This window comes from Streptomyces sp. LZ34, from assembly GCF_053890475.1.
The window spans coordinates 4926016-4942191 of the sequence record NZ_CM132680.1; the positions used below are offsets into that span (position 1 = coordinate 4926016).

Sequence of the window (16176 nt, forward strand, 5' to 3'; positions counted from 1 at the left end):
GCGCACCGCCGGACGCGTTACGTACCGCTCGGGATCTGCTGTCCGTAGTCCACGACGTCGCCCTTGTCGGGCGCGGCCAGCGCGAAGCGCTTGTCCCAGTCGGCGAGCCGGATGACGCCCGCGCCGCCCGCCCGCTGGAGCCGCAGCGGATACGGCCTGCCCTCCAAGGAGACGTCGAGCGCGCCGCCGCTGCCCTCGCCGCCGCGGATCCGGATGGTCCGGACACCGCCGACCGTGCCGCGGTCGCCCGCGGAGATCTCGCCGTGCAGGCCGAGCAGCCCGTCGAGCAGCAGGCTCTTGTCCGTCAGTCCGCTGAGCCGTTTGTACGAGGGGTCGCCGACGGGCACCTTCACATACTTGTCGTCGAGCTTGTCCGCGGCGGCCGCGTCGGCGCCGCTCTGCCCTCCGCCGCTCTGCCCGCCGCCGCTGCCCTTGCCGCTCTCGCTCTTGTGCGTCCAGAAGCCCGCGTTGGCCTTCAGGTAGAGGTCCTTGCCGACGCGCAGCAGCTGGAAGGTGCTGCCCTCGGTGGAGACCTGGCCGGTGCCGCCGTCCGCCTTGAGCCGCATGTCGACCTTGTAGGTACGCCCCTTGGTGACGAGCTCGCCGGACAGGCGTACCGCCTCGGCGTCCCCGGCGGCCTTCTGGGCTCTGGCCTCGATCTTGGCGGCGGGGAGCTTGCCCACGCCGTTGGTGCCCGCGTCGGGGTCCTCGCCGCCGCCGTCGCCGCCACATCCGGCGAGCGCCGCGGCCAACCCCGCGCAGATCGCCGCCACGACAGCCGTGTTCCGGGTGCGCACGTCCGCTCTGCCTCCTGAAGCCGGTGCAGGGGGCAGCGTACCGGTGCCGTCCAGAGGTGTCGGCACGGTGCCGTAAGAGGGGCACCTCCCAGCGGTAGCCGGGGGAATTCGTCCGGCGGCAGGGCACGGCCGGGCGCGCTAGCCTGAACGCGACATTCGATAGCAATAGCCATATACAGCCGCAAAACTCACGACGCAGGGAGGCGCATGACATGCCCGCAGGCGCCCCCAGGGTGTTCGTCTCGCACCTCGCGGGTGTTCCCGTCTTCGACCCGAACGGCGACCAGGTGGGCCGGGTCCGCGATCTGGTGGCCATGCTGCGCCTGGGCGGGCGGCCGCCGCGCGTCCTGGGTCTGGTGGTCGAGGTGGTCACCCGCCGCCGGATCTTCCTGCCCATGACCCGGGTGACCGGCGTCGAGTCCGGCCAGGTCATCACGACCGGCGTGGTCAACATGCGGCGCTTCGAACAGCGCCCGACCGAGACCCTGGTGCTCGGCGAGCTGCTGGACCGCACCGTACGAGTGGTGGAGACGGGCGAGGAGGTCACGGTCCTCGACGTGGCCATGGCAAAGCTGCCCGCGCGCCGGGACTGGGAGATCAACAAGGTCTTTGTGCGGCGCGGCAGGTCGGGCGCGTTGCGGCGGCGCGGGGAGACCCTGACCGTCGACTGGTCCGCGGTCACCGGCTTCTCCCTCGAGGAGCAGGGGCAGGGCGCGGAGAGCCTGCTGGCCACCTTCGAGCAGCTGCGCCCCGCGGACCTCGCCAATGTGCTGCACCACCTCTCGGCGAAGCGGCGCGGCGAAGTGGCCGCGGCGCTGGACGACGACCGGCTCGCCGATGTCCTGGAGGAGCTGCCGGACGACGACCAGGTCGAGATCCTCGGCAAGCTACAGGAGGAGCGCGCGGCCGACGTCCTGGAGGCGATGGACCCGGACGACGCGGCCGACCTGCTCTCCGAGCTCCCCGAGGAGGACAAGGAGCGGCTGCTGGCCCTGATGCGGCCGCGGGACGCGGCGGACATGCGGCGGCTGATGTCGTACGAGGAGGGCTCGGCCGGCGGGCTGATGACGCCCGACCCGATCGTGCTGCGCCCCGACGCGACGGTCGCGGACGCCCTCGCGCGCGTACGCAACCGGGACCTGACCCCCGCGCTGGCCGCGCAGGTGTATGTGTGCCGGCCGCCGGACGAGACGCCGACCGGCCGCTACCTGGGCCTGGTGCACTTCCAGCGGCTGCTGCGCGAGCCGCCGTACACCCTCGTCGGCTCGGTCGTCGACACCGATCTGCGGCCGCTGCCGCCCGAGGCCCCGCTGCCCGGTGTGACCAGCTATCTGGCCACGTACAACCTGGTCACGGCCCCGGTCGTGGACGAGAGCGGCTCGCTGCTCGGCGCGGTGACCGTCGACGATGTGCTCGATCACCTGCTGCCGCCCGACTGGCGGGAGCGGGAGCTGTACGGCATGGCCGCGCCCGTGGTCTCCGGCCCGCCGGCGGTCTCCCGCAGCCGGCCCGAGGTTCCCGGCGGCTGGCCGGAGGTCCCCGATGGCCGGTGACGGAACCCGGCTCGACCGGCCGAGGGAGCGCCGCCGCTTCCGGCTGCCGCGGTGGGACCCGGAGACGTTCGGCAGGGTGTCGGAGCGGATCGCCCGCTTCCTGGGCACCGGCCGCTTCATCGTCTGCATGACGGTCTTCGTCGCCGTGTGGCTCGGCTGGAACATCCTGGCCCCGGAGCGGCTGCGGTTCGACTCCTTCCCGTTCATCTTCCTGACGCTGATGCTCTCGCTACAGGCCTCCTACTCGGCCCCGCTGATCCTGCTCTCCCAGTACCGGCAGGCCGACCGCGACCGCGTCACCCTGGAGCAGGACCGCGCCCGGGACGAGCGCTCCATCGCCGACACCGAGTTCCTGGCCCGGGAGATCGCGGCGCTGCGGATGGGGATGGGCGAGGTGGCCACCCGCGACTGGATCCGCTCCGAGTTCCAGGATCTGATCAAGGAGGTGGAGCGGGAGCGGGAAGAGGTGAAGGGGCGGGCCGCCCCGTCCCCCGCCCCACGTGACGAACACGACCGCTGACCGCCCTTACCGCTGAGTACCGGAGGCGCCGTACCATCTCCGTATGGCTACCGACACTGCCCCCACACCGAACGAGGACGCGGTGCGCGCCGCGCTCGCGACGGTCAACGACCCGGAGATCCACAAGCCGATCACGGATCTCGGCATGGTCAAATCCGTCGACATCGCGGCGGACGGGACGGTCGCGGTGGCGGTCTATCTCACGGTCTCCGGCTGTCCCATGCGCGAGACGATCACCGCCCGGGTGCAGGAGGCGGTGGCCGAGGTCGCCGGGGTGAGCGGCGTCACCGTCGAGCTGGATGTGATGAGCGACGAGCAGCGGCGCGAGCTGGCCACCTCACTGCGCGGCGGCCAGGCCGAGCGCGAGGTGCCCTTCGCCAAGCCGGGCTCGCTGACCCGGGTGTACGCGGTGGCGTCCGGCAAGGGCGGCGTCGGCAAGTCGTCGGTGACGGTCAACCTGGCCGCGGCGATGGCCGCCGACGGTCTGAAGGTCGGCGTCGTGGACGCCGATATCTACGGCCACTCGGTCCCGCGCATGCTGGGCGCCGACGGCAGCCCCACCCAGGTCGAGAACATGATCATGCCGCCGTCGGCCCACGGCGTGAAGGTCATCTCGATCGGGATGTTCACGCCGGGCAACACGCCGGTGGTGTGGCGCGGGCCGATGCTGCACCGCGCGCTCCAGCAGTTCCTGGCCGATGTCTACTGGGGCGACCTGGACGTGCTGCTGCTCGACCTGCCGCCGGGCACCGGAGACATCGCGATCTCCGTGGCCCAGCTCGTGCCCAACGCCGAGATCCTGGTCGTCACCACGCCGCAGCAGGCCGCCGCCGAGGTCGCCGAGCGGGCGGGCTCGATCGCGGTCCAGACCCACCAGAAGATCGTCGGCGTGGTCGAGAACATGTCCGGGCTGCCCTGCCCGCACTGCGACGAGATGGTCGACGTCTTCGGCACGGGCGGCGGCCAGTCGGTCGCCGACGGCCTGACCCGGGCCACCGGCGCCACGGTGCCGGTGCTCGGCGCCATCCCGATCGATGTGCGGCTGCGCGAGGGCGGCGACGAGGGGAAGCCGGTCGTGCTGACCGACCCCGACTCCCCGGCGGGCAGCGCGCTGCGGTCCATCGCGGGCAAGCTCGGGGGGCGGCAGCGCGGGCTGGCGGGCATGTCGCTGGGCATCACGCCGCGCAACAAGTTCTGAGCAGGCGCGAAGGGCGGCGGGCGGCCTCCCCAGGGGGCCGCCCCGAGCTGCTCGTACTGCCTGCTTCGTACGACCCGTTTCGTGCTGCCTGCTCGCTGCCCGCCCGCTGCCCGCTGCCCGCTCTTGGCTACTCGTACGCGGTGATGTCCTTGACCACCGCGAAGCCCAGCCCGTACGCGCTCATCCCGCGCCCGTACGCGCCGATGTGCACGCCCTCGCGGGCGGATCCGGCCAGCACCCAGCCGTACTCCGACTCGCGGTAGTGGAAGTCGGTCGGCACCCCGTCCACCGGCAGCGACAGCTGCGACCAGCCCGGGCCGTCGAGGTCGTCCGCGAGCTCCCAGGCGATCGCGGTCTGCTGGTCCAGCCAGTCCTGGCGCAGCGCGCGCTCCATGCGCGTCGGCCAGGTGGACGACAGCAGGCCGGACCCGGCCAGCCAGGCCGCCGAGGAGACCGAGGTGGCCTCCAGCACGCCCGTGCCGTCCGCGCTGTCCCGCACCGGGCGGCTGGCCACGGTCACCACGACCGCGAAGCGCTGCTGGTCCGGCTCGGTCTCGGCGCGCAGCGACGGCTCGTCGCCGTGCCCCGTGGAGCCGTGCTCGACCGTGCCGTCCGCGGCCGCACCCACCTGCATCAGCCAGCGCCGCCCCGTGAAGGCCTCGTCAAGGCCGTACCACGGGAAGGCGGCCATCAGATAGCCGTCGACCCTCCGCCGAGCGTCGGCGGGGATCCCCTGAGCGGCCGACGCGGCGTCCTCAGCGGACGCGCCCGGTGTACCAGCCACCCCTTGTACCCCTAGCCGACTCGTCGTCTCCATCTGCGCGGAGCCTCCTCGTTGCCCTGCGTCGTGGGCGGCCCGCCCCCCTCAGGCGACCTCACCCCGGACAAAGGGAGGATAGCCATACGGGTCAACCAGGCCGGGCATAAGGGGGGATCAAGTGGCGTCGGAGTCGAACGGCGGACGCTCCTCGCGCCCTGGCTCTTCGCGCTTGCGCAGCAGGTCAGGGGTGGTGGAGCCGCCGCCGGACCCGGATTCGCCGCCGGACTGCGAGGTCGGGGAAGAACCGGAAGAGCCGTGTGCTGCGTCACTCTCCCGGCCGTTCACCGCGTCCGCGACCTCGGCCATCTCCTTGCGGAGGTCGAAGCCGTTACGGATCTCTTTGAGGCCCATCTCGTCCGAGTCCAGCACATGCTTGCGGACGAAGTTCTTCGGGTTCAGGTCCTCGAACTCGAAGTCCTTGAACTCCGGGCCCAGCTCGGAGCGGATGTCCTCCTTGGCGTTGTCGGAGAACTCCCTCACCTTGCGTATGAACCGCGCCACATCCTGGATGACCTTCGGAAGCTTCTCCGGGCCGAATACGAGCACCGCAAGGATGACGAGCGCGATCAGCTCGAGGGGTCCTATGTCGAAGAACACCTTGCAGCTCCTTGAGACGTCTGTGGCCACGGTCCAGGCCACTGAACACGGTACCTGTCGGCAGGGGCGGGGCGGGAGACGCCCGGACCAACATCGGGCGTCTCCGGCCGGACATCACCCGCGCTCCCTACCGCCGGACGGCCTCAGCCGCTGCCGCTGGCCGAACCGAGCGTCAGCTCCACCGTCCGCTCCCGGCCGTCCCGGCGCAGCGTCAGCCGGAGCCGGTCGCCGGGGCGGTGGCTGCGGATCTTGACGATCAACTCCTGGCCGCTGTGCACCCGTACGCCGTCCACCTCCGTGATGATGTCGCCGGCCTTGATTCCGGCCTTGTCCCCCGGGCCGTCCGGGTTGACCGGCGGGCCGTCGGCGCCCCGGGTGTGCACCCGCGCGCCGTCCCCCGCGTACTCCATGTCGAGCGTGACACCAATCACAGGGTGGGTGGCCTTGCCGGTGTTGATCAGCTCCTCGGCGACCCGCTTGCCCTGGTTGATCGGGATCGCGAAGCCCAGGCCGATGCTGCCGCCCTGGCTGCCGCCGAGCCCCGAGCCGTCGTCGGCCGCGCGGATCGCGCTGTTGATGCCGATGACCCGCGCCTGGGAATCCACCAGCGGGCCGCCGGAGTTGCCCGGGTTGATCGGGGCGTCGGTCTGGAGCGCGTCGACATAGCTGACGTCGCTGCCGTCCTCCTGCTCGCCGCCCGCGGTGATGGGGCGCTCCTTGGCGCTGATGATCCCGGAGGTCACGGTGCCCGCCAGGTCGTACGGGGCGCCGATCGCCACGACGGGGTCGCCGACGCGCACGGAGTCGGAGTTGCCGAGGGCCAGCGGGTGCAGCCCTGAGACACCGTCGACCTTGATGACCGCCAGGTCGTAGCCGCTGTCCCGGCCGATCACCTTGGCGTCCGCCACCTCGCCGCCGTTGAACGTCACCGATATGTCGCCGCCTGAACCGGCGGGCTCCACGACATGGTTGTTGGTGAGGATGTGGCCCTGCTCGTCGAGCACGAAACCGGTGCCGGTGGCCTGCTCCGTGCCGCCGCTGACATGGATGGTCACCACGCCCGGCAGCGCCCGCGCGGCGATGCCCGAGACGCTGTCCGGATCCACGGTCCCCTTGTCGGCCGACGCCTGCGGGAGGTGCACCACGCTGTCCTCGGCGGTCCGCTCGTGCTCCAGATACGCGCCGATGCCGCCGCCGAGGCAGCCCGCGATCAGCGCGATCAGCACGACCGCCACCAGGCCGCGGCGGCGGGACGCCTTGCGCGGCGCTTCTGTCGAGGGGGCCGAGGTCCACGGGTCGTAGTGCTGCCACTGCGCGGCCTGCCCCGGCTGGGGCTGCAGAGGCTGCCCGGCCTGCTGCGGCAGTTGGGCGGTGGCAGCGCCCGGCTCCGCCTGCGCGCCCGGCGGCAGCTGGGTGCCGTGGGCCGGGGTCATGCCGGGCGGGGGCAGCTGGGTGCCATGGGTCGGAGTCATGCCGGGCGGCGGCACGGTCTGGGCCGCGCCGGGCGGGGGCACGGCCTGGGCAGCCGTGGGCGGCAGCTGGGTGCCGTGCGCGGGTGTCGCGCCCGGGTGGACGCCGGGCGGAAGGTGGGTGCCGTGGGCCGGGGTCGGCATGGGCCGCTGCACGGGAGGGGCGGGCGCCCAGGGGCCGGGTCCGCCGTAGGGCGGTGTGCTGTACGGGTCGGGGGCGTGCAGCGGATGGGCGGCCCGCCCGCCCTCCGCGCCGGAGTCGGCTCCCACCGAGGCTCCGTCACCGCCGTCACCGCCGTCACCGGCGCGGCCACCGGCCGCCGCTGACGGCCACTGGTCCGACGCACCGTCACCGAGAGCGTTGTCGGCGGGGCCTTGGGCCACAGGCGCCGGCCCGGGCTCGGCCCCGGCGGCCGCCTTGGCACTGTCGCCCACCGCCGCGGCGGCCGACGCACCGTCAGCCGTGCCCGGCGCGCGCCCGCCGTCGACGTCAGCCGCGCCCGCCGTCGCCGAATCCCCGGCCGTGGTGTCTCCCGCGGGCTCCGGCTCGGCCTCGGATGACGACCGGCGGCCGGGTCGTGTGACCGGACGGCTCCACCACTTCGGCTTGGGCCCGGTGGCCTTACCCTCGTCCATGATCTCCCCAGATTTCCCGCGACACGGCGCGGACTGCGCCGCCTCGGGACAGCCGCCACCGCCACCGGGTAGCGCTGCCCGGTAGCGATTCAATCAGGTCCGCCGACGCCCGCGCAGTGCCTACACCAGGAGCCACCCCCGCCCCGGCTCCACCACCGCCCCGGCCACCGGGCCGGGGCGTGCCCGTCAGGCCCCTGTTACTCCGGGGGCGCGCTGAACCCGCGGTACGACGGCGTCCGCGTCGCCGGCTGGGAGGGGCCCGCCATCTGGGTCGGCGCGGGGGCCGCGGGCTTGGCCGCCGCGGCGCGCAGCAGCCGGGTGGCCGCCAGGATCGGCTGGATGAGCGGGTCCGGCACACCGCCGGAGGCCTCGCTGAGGGTCCGGGAGTGCGTCGACGTCGGGGCGGTCGTGTCCACCGGGGCCGCCACATCCAGCAGCCCCACCTCACGGCGGGTGCGCTCGCGCACCCCCATGAGGTCGGCTTCCTCGACCCCGGAGCCCGCGCCGACCGGGTTCACCGCGCTGTCCGAACCCTCCGCCTGGCTCCCGGGCGACTCGACCGCCGCGTCCAGCGGAAGCGCGCCGCCGAGCGCGAACGCGGCCAGGGACACCGCCCCCGCGGCCGCGAAGGCGAACCGCCGACGCGGGGCGGGGCGCCCGACCTCATGGATCCGGAAGCCGCCCTCACGCGGGGCGGCAACGGACGCGGTGGCCGGGCTTACCGCCCGGCCCGTGGGCAGAAACGCGAAAGCCTGCTCCCGCGCCTCATGCACACCCCGGACGCCCCGGGTGTCCTGGACGCCGAAGACGCTCGAGCCGCCGAACGGCGAGCCGTCGCTCCCGGCGCCGTCTCCGTCGTCCGCCGACAGGCCCGGAAGGCCCTGGAGCCGCGCCAGAAAGCCCTCCGAGGGAGCGGGGGGCGCCGTCTGCGCGAACACGTTTTTCAGCCGACGCTGAGCGTCGGCCTCCGCCTTGCACTTGCAGCACGTCGCGAGGTGTGCGAGCACACGTTCACGCGCGTCGTGCCCCAGCTCGCCATCGACCAGGGCTGCAAGGCGGTCGCCGAGATGCTGCTCGGCGGGGGACTGACCGCCTGACCGGGTCACGCGATTCCGACCTCCCCGCTCAACCGGGGCGCGGCGGCGGGGCGGGGCACCGCCGTCACCGTGCGCTGCTCGGCCCGGGCCTCGGGCGAACGGTGCTTCAGGGCCTTGCGCAGATGTGAGCGACCACGGTGGATCCGGCTGCGCACCGTGCCGAGCTTCACGCCGAGGGTCGCGGCGATCTCCTCGTACGACAGCCCTTCGATGTCGCAGAGCACGACGGCCGCGCGGAACTCCGGCGCGAGGGTGTCGAGGGCCTGCTGCACATCGGCGTCGAAGTGGGTGTCATTGAAATGCTGCTGGGGAGAGGGCTCGCGGCTGGGCAGCCGCTCGGCCGCGTCCTCACCGAGCGCGTCGAAGCGGATGCGCTGACGGCGGCGGACCATGTCGAGGAAGAGGTTGGTGGTGATGCGGTGCAGCCACCCCTCGAAGGTGCCGGGGCTGTAGGTGGACAGCGAGCGGAAGACACGGACGAAGACCTCCTGGGTGAGATCCTCGGCGTCGTGCTGATTGCCGGTGAGGCGATACGCGAGGCGGTAGACCCGTGCACTGTGCGTGCTGACGATCTCCTCCCAGGTAGGAGGCGTCCACGCCGGGGCATCCGCGTCGGTGGCGAAGGTCGCGGTCGTAGCGGAATCGACGGTACGAGGACGGTCAGCAATGTCGGTCACGGATTTCGGCTCGCCCGCTGACCTGCGAAAGCGCCTCAGCACTCGCCGGTCACCGGCCGCAGCCGCACCTCCCCTGTCGGCTCTGGTGGTCTCCAGTAGAGCCCCTACCATATCCACCTCGCCCGTTAGCTCCGGATAAGCATTTTTGACCTGCATTTGTTCGTGATCCATATGCTCCCCCCCTCCCCTTCCAACGCCCGGTCCCATCTGCGGGTTCCCGGGCGCAGCGGCTACAGTCACGCTTGCGTCAACTACGGGGACAGGAGAGGGCCATTACCGCCAACCGGCAGACGAGCTGGGCGTTCGCCGATGCGTTCGTCGCCGAGGACGCAGCCCTGCACTGGGCCCGTGACCGGGCCCGGGAGGCGGGGATGCGCTCGGTGTCGTCCGGCACGGGCGCGGCGCTGCGCCTGCTCGCCGCCGCCGCGGACGCCAAGGCCGTCGCCGAGATCGGCACCGGGACCGGGGTCTCGGGCATCCACCTGCTGCACGGCATGCGGCCGGACGGCGTGCTGACCACCGTGGACTCCGAGCCGGAGATGCAGCAGTTCGCCCGGCAGGCGTTCCGCGCCGCCGGCTTCACCGGAAACCGGGCGCGCTTCATCCCCGGCCGGGCGCTGGACGTCCTGCCGCGGCTCGCCGACGGCGGCTACGACCTGGTGTTCTGCGACGGCGACCGCTCCGAGTGCCTCGACTACCTCGGTGAATCGTTGCGCCTGCTGCGACCCGGCGGGCTGGTCTGCTTCGAGGGTGTCTTCGCGAACGGGCGGACCGTGGACTCCGCGGTGCAGCCGGCCGAGGTGCTGCGCCTGCGTGAGCTGCTGCGCACCGTGCGGGAGTCCACCGTGCTGCAGTCGTCGCTGCTGCCCGTGGGCGACGGACTACTCTGCGCGGTCAAACGCGGATAAGCACGGATAAGCACAAATAAGCGCGGATAAGCACAGGCGAGCGCGAATCGAAGTAACCACGGATCAAAGCACCGCCCCGGCGGCCGGTATGTCCATACCGGCCGCCGGGGCGGCACACGGGTAGTGGTGGGACCGATGGCTTCAGCCGACAACCTTCTTCAGGGCATCGCCGAGCGCGTCGGCCTCGTCCGGTGTCAGCTCGACGACGAGACGACCGCCGCCTTCGAGCGGAACGCGCATGACGATGCCCCGCCCCTCCTTGGTCACCTCGAGCGGGCCGTCGCCCGTCCGCGGCTTCATGGCCGCCATGCTCGTTCCCCTTCCTGAAACCAGCTCATCGCAGCCGACAACCCAGGTGTCACCGGCATCGAACACGTTGCTTCCCTGTCATTATCCCGCATGGCACGACCCGATGACCAACATCAGTCGGCAACCCCTGTGCAACGCGCTCACCCAAAACCACCCAATTCGGGGAGGGATCGCGATACCGTACGGGCGCCGATGCCCGGGGCGCGTTCCAGTGGTGGCCCAAGAAGGGCCGGATTCTTTGACGCAGGTCACATGTCGGTCGCGCCGATCTTTCGGCATGCTGAGCGCTGACCGCCGCGCCGGGGCCAGGACCGGGCCGCCGATGCGGCCCCGCCCGAGCCGCGGCCCAGCCGCACCGGAGGACCCGCCATGGCCGACACCGTGCTCTACGAGCTGACCGACGGACTCGCGACGATCACCCTCAATCGTCCCGATGCCATGAACGCGCTCAACATCGACACCAAGGTCGCCCTGCGCGACACCCTGCTCCAGGCCGCCGGCGACCCGGCCGTACGGGCCGTGCTGCTCACCGGCACCGGCCGGGCCTTCTGCGTGGGCCAGGACCTCAAGGAGCACATCGAACTACTGGCGGCCGACCGGGCGGGGGAGGGCGAGGGCTCGACCATGAGCACCGTCGCGCTGCACTACAACCCGATCGTGACCACGATCGCCGGGATGCCGAAGCCGGTGGTCGCCGCGGTCAACGGGGTCGCGGCGGGCGCGGGCGCGGGCTTCGCCTTCGCCGCCGACTACCGTGTCATCGCCGACACCGCCTCGTTCAACACCTCTTTCGCCGGGGTCGCCCTCACCGCCGACTCCGGCGCCTCCTGGACCCTGCAGCGGCTGATCGGCCATGGCCGCGCCGCCGATCTCCTCCTCTTCCCGCGCTCCATCAGCGCTCAGGAGGCCTACGACCTGGGTATCGCGAACAAGGTCGTCCCGGCCGCGGAGCTGGCCGCCGAGGCGGCGGCGGTGGCCCGGCGGCTGGCGGAGGGCCCGACCGCGGCCTATGCGGCGATCAAGGAATCCCTCGCCTACGCGGCCGGGCACAGCCTGACCGAGTCGCTGACCAAGGAGGACGAGCTACAGCGGCGCGCGGGGGCCTCGGCGGACCACCTGGCCGCGGTGGACGCGTTCGTCAAGAAGCAGAAGCCCCACTTCACCGGGCGCTGAGGCCCTCCTCTTTTGAGGCTCGGTTCTCCCCCAGCTACCGCTGGGAGGTGCCCCCGCCGGGGCGCTACAGCCCCTGTCGCCGGGCGCTCAACCGCCCCGCGCGTGGCAGTCGGCCAGGTGGTCGTTGACCAGGCCGCACGCCTGCATCAGGGCGTACGCCGTGGTCGGGCCGACGAAGCGGAAGCCGCGCTTCTTCAGGTCGCGGGCCAGCGCCGTCGACTCCGGGGTGATCGGAGCGACATCGGCGAAGGTCCGCGGCACCGGGCGGCCGGCCGGGTCCGGGGCGTGCGACCAGATCAGCTTGTCCAGCTCGCCCGACGCCAGCTCGGCCGCCGCCCGCGCGTTCGCCACCACGGCCGAGATCTTGGCCCGGTTGCGGATGATGCGGGAGTCGGTGAGCAGCCGCTGCTCGTCCGCCTCCGTGAATTCCGCGACCGCCGCGATCTTGAAGTCGGCGAACGCGTCACGGAAGCCCTCGCGACGGCGCAGGATCGTCAGCCAGGACAGGCCGGACTGGAACGCCTCCAGAGAGATCCGCTCGAACAGGGCGTCGTCGCCATGGACCGGGCGGCCCCATTCGGTGTCGTGGTAGACGCGGTAGTCGGCCATGCCCTCGGCCTCCAGCCCCCACGGGCAGCGCAGCAGCCCGTCCGGCCCCGGCACCACACCCCCGGTGCTCATGGCTGGCCCTCCCGCTCAGTCATGGCGCGCTCCAACGCACGGGCTTCCCTCGTCACTGCTCGCTCCTCCGTCGCTGCGCGGCTCCTCAGTCCAGCCCGCACAGCGCGCCAAGACACGCGCCCCTCCTCCCGCTCAGTCTTGGCGCGCTCCAACGCACGGGCTTCCCTCGTCACTGCTCGCTCCTCCGTCGCTGCGCGGCTCCTCAGTCCAGCCCGCACAGCGCGCCAAGACACGCTCATGGCTGGCCCTCCCCTTCCGGTCCGCGCGGCGGGACGTCGGGCGCGGGCGGATGATGCGGGGGTGGGTCATACGGGGACAGGCCGTGTGCGGGCAGGTCGTGCGTGGGCAGCCCGGGCGGCGGCAGGTCGTGTGGCGGCAGGTCGTGTGGAAAGCCCGGCGGGGCGATGTCGTGCGGCGGGAGACCGCCGGGCTGCTGGAGCAGCCCGGGCCCGCCGCGCGCCGACGCCTGCACCCCGGCCAGGGCCGTCTCCAGCTCGGCGATCCGGGCGTCGCGCTCGGCGAGCTCGGCACCGAGCCGGCCCAGCACATCATCGACGTCGGCCATGCGGTAGCCCCGCACGGTCATCGGGAGCCGCAGGGCCTCCACATCGGCCCGGCCCAGCGGCCGGTCGGCGGGCAGCGCGTCATCGAGCCGGTCGGGGGGCGCCTCGGCCAGCGCGCCGCCGTCACCGCCCCCGACGACCGCGACCGTGACCGCGCCGACCACCACGACCAGCGCGATCAGCAAGAACCAAAACACGACGATCGTCTCCCCGGGGTGCGCGCGTATGTCCTACCAGTCTGCCTCGATCGTGCCATGCCCCACCGACAGTTATCGTCGCTGGCAGCCCCTCTGGGGAGGAAGTGAGAGGAAGTGCGGATGCTACGGCTCGGACGGCGTGAGTTCGGCGAGAACGAACAAGTGATCATGGCGATCGTGAACCGGACGCCGGACTCCTTCTACGACCAGGGGGCGACCTTCCGCGACGAGCCCGCCCTGGCCCGTGTCGAGCAGGCGGTGGCGGAGGGCGCCGCCATCGTCGACATCGGCGGGGTGAAGGCCGGTCCCGGCGAGGAGGTGAGCACCGCCGAGGAGGTGCGCCGCACGGTCGGCTTCGTGGCCGAGGTGCGCCGGCGCCACCCCGACGTGGTGATCAGCGTGGACACCTGGCGCCACGAGGTCGGGGAGGCGGTCTGCGAGGCGGGCGCGGATCTGCTCAACGACGCGTGGGGCGGGGTCGACCCCAAGCTGGCCGAGGTCGCGGCCCGGCACGGCGCCGGGCTGGTGTGCACCCACGCGGGCGGCGCCCAGCCGCGCACCAGGCCGCACCGGGTCGCGTACGACGATGTGGTGGCCGACATCCTGCGGGTCACGCTGGAGCTCGCGCGGCGCGCCGTCGAGCTGGGCGTGGAGCGCGAGTCGATCCTGATCGACCCGGGCCACGACTTCGGCAAGAACACCCGGCACTCGCTGGAGGCGACCCGGCGGCTCGGCGAGCTGGCGGAGACCGGCTGGCCGGTGCTGGTCTCGCTGTCCAACAAGGACTTCGTGGGCGAGACGCTGGACCGGCCGGTCAAGGAGCGGCTGCTCGGCACCCTCGCGACGACCGCGATCTCGGCCTGGCTCGGCGCGCGGGTCTACCGGGTGCACGAGGTGGCCGAGACCCGCCAGGTGCTGGACATGGTGTCGTCCATCGCCGGTCACCGGCCCCCGGCGGTCGCCCGGCGCGGCCTGGCCTGACGGCGCCGGGCGACGGGTGAGCCGCGGGGTCGGCCGGTAGACCGGCCGACGGGTCAGCCGCCGGACTCCTTCGTCATCAGGTCGACCACCTCGTCCACGTCGTCGGTGAGGCGGAACAGCTCCAGGTCCACCGGGCTCGCCTTGCCCTGCGCGACGAGCGTGTCCTTCAGCCAGGCCATCAGGCCCTCCCAGTAGGCGGTGCCGTAGAGCACGATCGGGAAGCGGGTCACCTTCTTGGTCTGGACGAGGGTGAGCGCCTCGAAGAACTCGTCCAGGGTCCCGACCCCGCCGGGGAGCACCACGAAGCCCTGCGCGTACTTCACGAACATCGTCTTTCGGACGAAGAAGTAGCGGAAGTTCACACCGATGTCGACGTACGGGTTGAGGCCCTGCTCGTACGGCAGCTCGATGCCGAGCCCGACGGAGACGCCGCCCGCCTCGCACGCGCCCCTGTTCGCCGCCTCCATCGCCCCCGGGCCGCCGCCCGTGATCACCGCGAACCCCGCCTCCGCGAGGGCCCGCCCGATCCGCACCCCCGCCTCGTACTCCGGCGACCCCTCCGGCGTGCGGGCGGACCCGAAGACGCTGACCGCCCGGCCGAGCTCGGCGAGCGCGCCGAAGCCCTCGACGAACTCCGACTGGATGCGCAGCACCCGGAACGGGTCCTCGTGCACCCAGTGGGTCGCCCCCTGGGTGTCCAGCAGCCGCTGGTCGGTCGTGCCGGGCCGCATCTGGTGGCGTCGGCGCACGACCGGACCCTCACGCTGCTCGTGCAGCGTTCGCTTGTCCTCGGCGTTGCCCATGTGTGCTCCCTTCGCCAAGATCTGCCTCCGATCAGCCGCAGATCTGTCGTTCAGCGTAGGCCCCTCGAATCGGCACGTCAGCCAAGTGCGGCGCGGCGGCCGGGCAGCCGGGGGGTCAGGCGGTGAGCCAGGTACGCAGCCGCTCCTCGGCCTCGAGCACCGCCGCGGTGGACACGTGCTCCTCGCGGGTGTGTGCGAGGAGCGGATCGCCGGGGCCGTAGTTGATCGCGGGCACGCCGAGCGCCGAGAAGAAGGCGACGTCCGTCCAGGCGTCCTTGGGGGCCGGCTCGGTGCCGATCGCCTCGACGAAGGCGGCCGCGGCCGGGTGGGACAGGCCGGGCAGCGCGCCGGGTGCGCTGTCCGTGGCCTCCACCTCGAACCCGTCGAAGACCTCGCGCACATGCGCGAGCGCCTCCGCCTCGGAGCGGTCCGGGGCGAACCGGTAGTTGACGGTCACGGCACAGAAGTCCGGGATGACGTTGCCCGCGTGGCCGCCCTCGATACGCACCGCGTTGAGGCCCTCACGGTAGGTGAGACCGTCGATCTCCACGCGGCGCGGCCGGCAGCCGACCAGCCGGTCGAGGATGGGCGCGGCCTTGTGGATGGCGTTCTCGCCGAGCCAGCTGCGCGCGGAGTGGGCGCGCCTGCCGCTGGTGGAGACCCGCACCCGCAGGGTGCCCTGGCAGCCGCCCTCGACCTTGCCGTCGGTGGGCTCCAGCAGCACGGCGAAGTCGGCGGCCAGCCACTCGGGGTGCCGCTCGGCCAGCCGCCGCAGCCCGTTGAGCTCGACGGCGACCTCTTCGTGGTCGTAGAAGACGAAGGTCAGGTCGCGGTTGGGGGCGGGCACGGTCTGGGCGACGCGCAGCTGTACGGCCACTCCGGACTTCATGTCGGAGGTGCCGCAGCCCCACAGCACCCCGTTCCCGTCAAGGCGCGAGGGCACGTTGTCGGCGATCGGCACGGTGTCGATGTGCCCCGCGAGCACCACCCGCTCCGCCCGCCCCAGGTTCGTCCGGGCCACGACGGCGTCCCCGTCACGGTCGACGGTCAGGTGCGGCAGGGCGCGCAGGGCCTCCTCGACGGCGTCGGCGAGCGCCTTCTCGTCGCCGCTGACCGAGGGGAAGTCGACGAGCCGGGCGGTGAGCCGGGCGGCGTCCAGGGACAGATCAAGTGCGGGATGTGCCATAAGGCCGACCC

Annotated in this window: 17 protein-coding genes; 6 read left to right on the forward strand and 11 right to left on the reverse strand. The window is 72.6% G+C overall.

Features of this window, described 5'->3' with window-relative positions; all coding sequences use genetic code 11:
- Positions 1-17 precede the first annotated feature (17 nt).
- Entirely contained in the window at positions 18-797 is a 780-nt protein-coding gene (locus ACWY4P_RS19375) for a hypothetical protein (RefSeq protein WP_456211795.1), read from the reverse strand.
- 212 nt (positions 798-1009) lie between these two features.
- Here ACWY4P_RS19375 and ACWY4P_RS19380 point away from each other — a divergent pair, with 212 nt between their 5' ends.
- From ACWY4P_RS19380 to ACWY4P_RS19390, 3 genes are read left to right on the forward strand one after another with little or no spacing between them, the layout of a single operon-like run.
- Positions 1010-2350, forward strand: a complete 1341-nt coding sequence (locus ACWY4P_RS19380) for a magnesium transporter MgtE N-terminal domain-containing protein (RefSeq protein ID WP_456211796.1) — start codon at positions 1010-1012, stop codon at positions 2348-2350.
- Positions 2340-2870 (forward strand): DUF1003 domain-containing protein, encoded by a 531-nt coding sequence (locus ACWY4P_RS19385; RefSeq protein WP_456211797.1) that lies wholly within the window; start codon positions 2340-2342, stop codon positions 2868-2870. The genes ACWY4P_RS19380 and ACWY4P_RS19385 overlap by 11 nt, the downstream gene beginning before the upstream one ends.
- Positions 2871-2913: 43 nt before the next feature.
- Positions 2914-4068: an Mrp/NBP35 family ATP-binding protein gene (locus ACWY4P_RS19390; RefSeq protein ID WP_456211798.1), complete on the forward strand. Its 1155-nt coding sequence runs from the start codon at positions 2914-2916 to the stop codon at positions 4066-4068.
- A gap of 127 nt (positions 4069-4195) precedes the next feature.
- On the opposite strand, the gene ACWY4P_RS19395 is transcribed toward ACWY4P_RS19390, so the two are convergent.
- The 5 genes from ACWY4P_RS19395 to sigE all read right to left on the reverse strand — a co-directional run bounded on the left by ACWY4P_RS19395 (position 4196) and on the right by sigE (position 9475).
- Complete coding sequence (locus tag ACWY4P_RS19395; RefSeq protein ID WP_456211799.1) at positions 4196-4885, reverse strand: hypothetical protein; 690 nt, start codon at positions 4883-4885, stop codon at positions 4196-4198.
- A gap of 117 nt (positions 4886-5002) precedes the next feature.
- Positions 5003-5485, reverse strand: a complete 483-nt coding sequence (locus ACWY4P_RS19400) for a sec-independent translocase (RefSeq protein ID WP_456211800.1) — start codon at positions 5483-5485, stop codon at positions 5003-5005.
- A 143-nt stretch (positions 5486-5628) separates the two neighbouring features.
- Positions 5629-7590 (reverse strand): trypsin-like peptidase domain-containing protein, encoded by a 1962-nt coding sequence (locus tag ACWY4P_RS19405; protein ID WP_456211801.1) that lies wholly within the window; start codon positions 7588-7590, stop codon positions 5629-5631.
- A 197-nt stretch (positions 7591-7787) separates the two neighbouring features.
- Positions 7788-8696, reverse strand: coding sequence for an anti-sigma factor family protein (locus ACWY4P_RS19410; RefSeq protein WP_456211802.1), 909 nt, complete (start codon positions 8694-8696; stop codon positions 7788-7790).
- Positions 8693-9475, reverse strand: a complete 783-nt coding sequence (sigE, locus tag ACWY4P_RS19415; protein WP_456211803.1) for an RNA polymerase sigma factor SigE — start codon at positions 9473-9475, stop codon at positions 8693-8695. Before sigE ends, ACWY4P_RS19410 begins: the two co-directional genes overlap by 4 nt.
- A 131-nt stretch (positions 9476-9606) precedes the next feature.
- On the opposite strand from sigE, the gene ACWY4P_RS19420 reads away from it, so the two are divergent.
- Entirely contained in the window at positions 9607-10272 is a 666-nt protein-coding gene (locus tag ACWY4P_RS19420) for an O-methyltransferase (RefSeq protein WP_456211804.1), read from the forward strand.
- Between the two features lie 141 nt (positions 10273-10413).
- Here the strand turns inward: ACWY4P_RS19420 and ACWY4P_RS19425 are convergent, their stop codons facing one another.
- On the reverse strand, positions 10414-10581 hold the full coding sequence (locus ACWY4P_RS19425; RefSeq protein ID WP_003966491.1) for a DUF3117 domain-containing protein: 168 nt from the start codon (positions 10579-10581) through the stop codon (positions 10414-10416).
- Positions 10582-10950: 369 nt separating this feature from the next.
- On the opposite strand from ACWY4P_RS19425, the gene chcB reads away from it, so the two are divergent.
- Positions 10951-11754 carry a 2-cyclohexenylcarbonyl CoA isomerase gene (gene chcB, locus ACWY4P_RS19430; protein WP_456211805.1) on the forward strand — a complete coding sequence of 268 codons (804 nt, stop codon included), beginning with the start codon at positions 10951-10953 and terminating at the stop codon, positions 11752-11754.
- An 87-nt stretch (positions 11755-11841) separates the two neighbouring features.
- On the opposite strand, the gene ACWY4P_RS19435 is transcribed toward chcB, so the two are convergent.
- Positions 11842-12435 carry a DNA-3-methyladenine glycosylase I gene (locus tag ACWY4P_RS19435; RefSeq protein WP_456211806.1) on the reverse strand — a complete coding sequence of 198 codons (594 nt, stop codon included), beginning with the start codon at positions 12433-12435 and terminating at the stop codon, positions 11842-11844.
- Between the two features lie 235 nt (positions 12436-12670).
- A complete protein-coding gene (locus tag ACWY4P_RS19440) occupies positions 12671-13195 on the reverse strand; it encodes a DivIVA domain-containing protein (protein WP_456211807.1) in 525 nt (174 codons plus the stop codon).
- A 120-nt stretch (positions 13196-13315) separates the two neighbouring features.
- Between ACWY4P_RS19440 and folP the strand changes: the two genes are divergently transcribed.
- The gene (gene folP / locus ACWY4P_RS19445; protein WP_456211808.1) at positions 13316-14176 is read left to right on the forward strand and encodes a dihydropteroate synthase; all 861 of its coding nucleotides are present in this window, start codon (positions 13316-13318) and stop codon (positions 14174-14176) included.
- A 53-nt stretch (positions 14177-14229) separates the two neighbouring features.
- On the opposite strand, the gene ACWY4P_RS19450 is transcribed toward folP, so the two are convergent.
- Together ACWY4P_RS19450 and dapE are read right to left on the reverse strand one after the other, a co-directional pair.
- Positions 14230-14979, reverse strand: a complete 750-nt coding sequence (locus tag ACWY4P_RS19450; RefSeq protein ID WP_456211809.1) for an LOG family protein — start codon at positions 14977-14979, stop codon at positions 14230-14232.
- A gap of 115 nt (positions 14980-15094) precedes the next feature.
- The gene (gene dapE, locus ACWY4P_RS19455) at positions 15095-16165 is read right to left on the reverse strand and encodes a succinyl-diaminopimelate desuccinylase (protein WP_456211810.1); all 1071 of its coding nucleotides are present in this window, start codon (positions 16163-16165) and stop codon (positions 15095-15097) included.
- Positions 16166-16176: the final 11 nt, after the last annotated feature.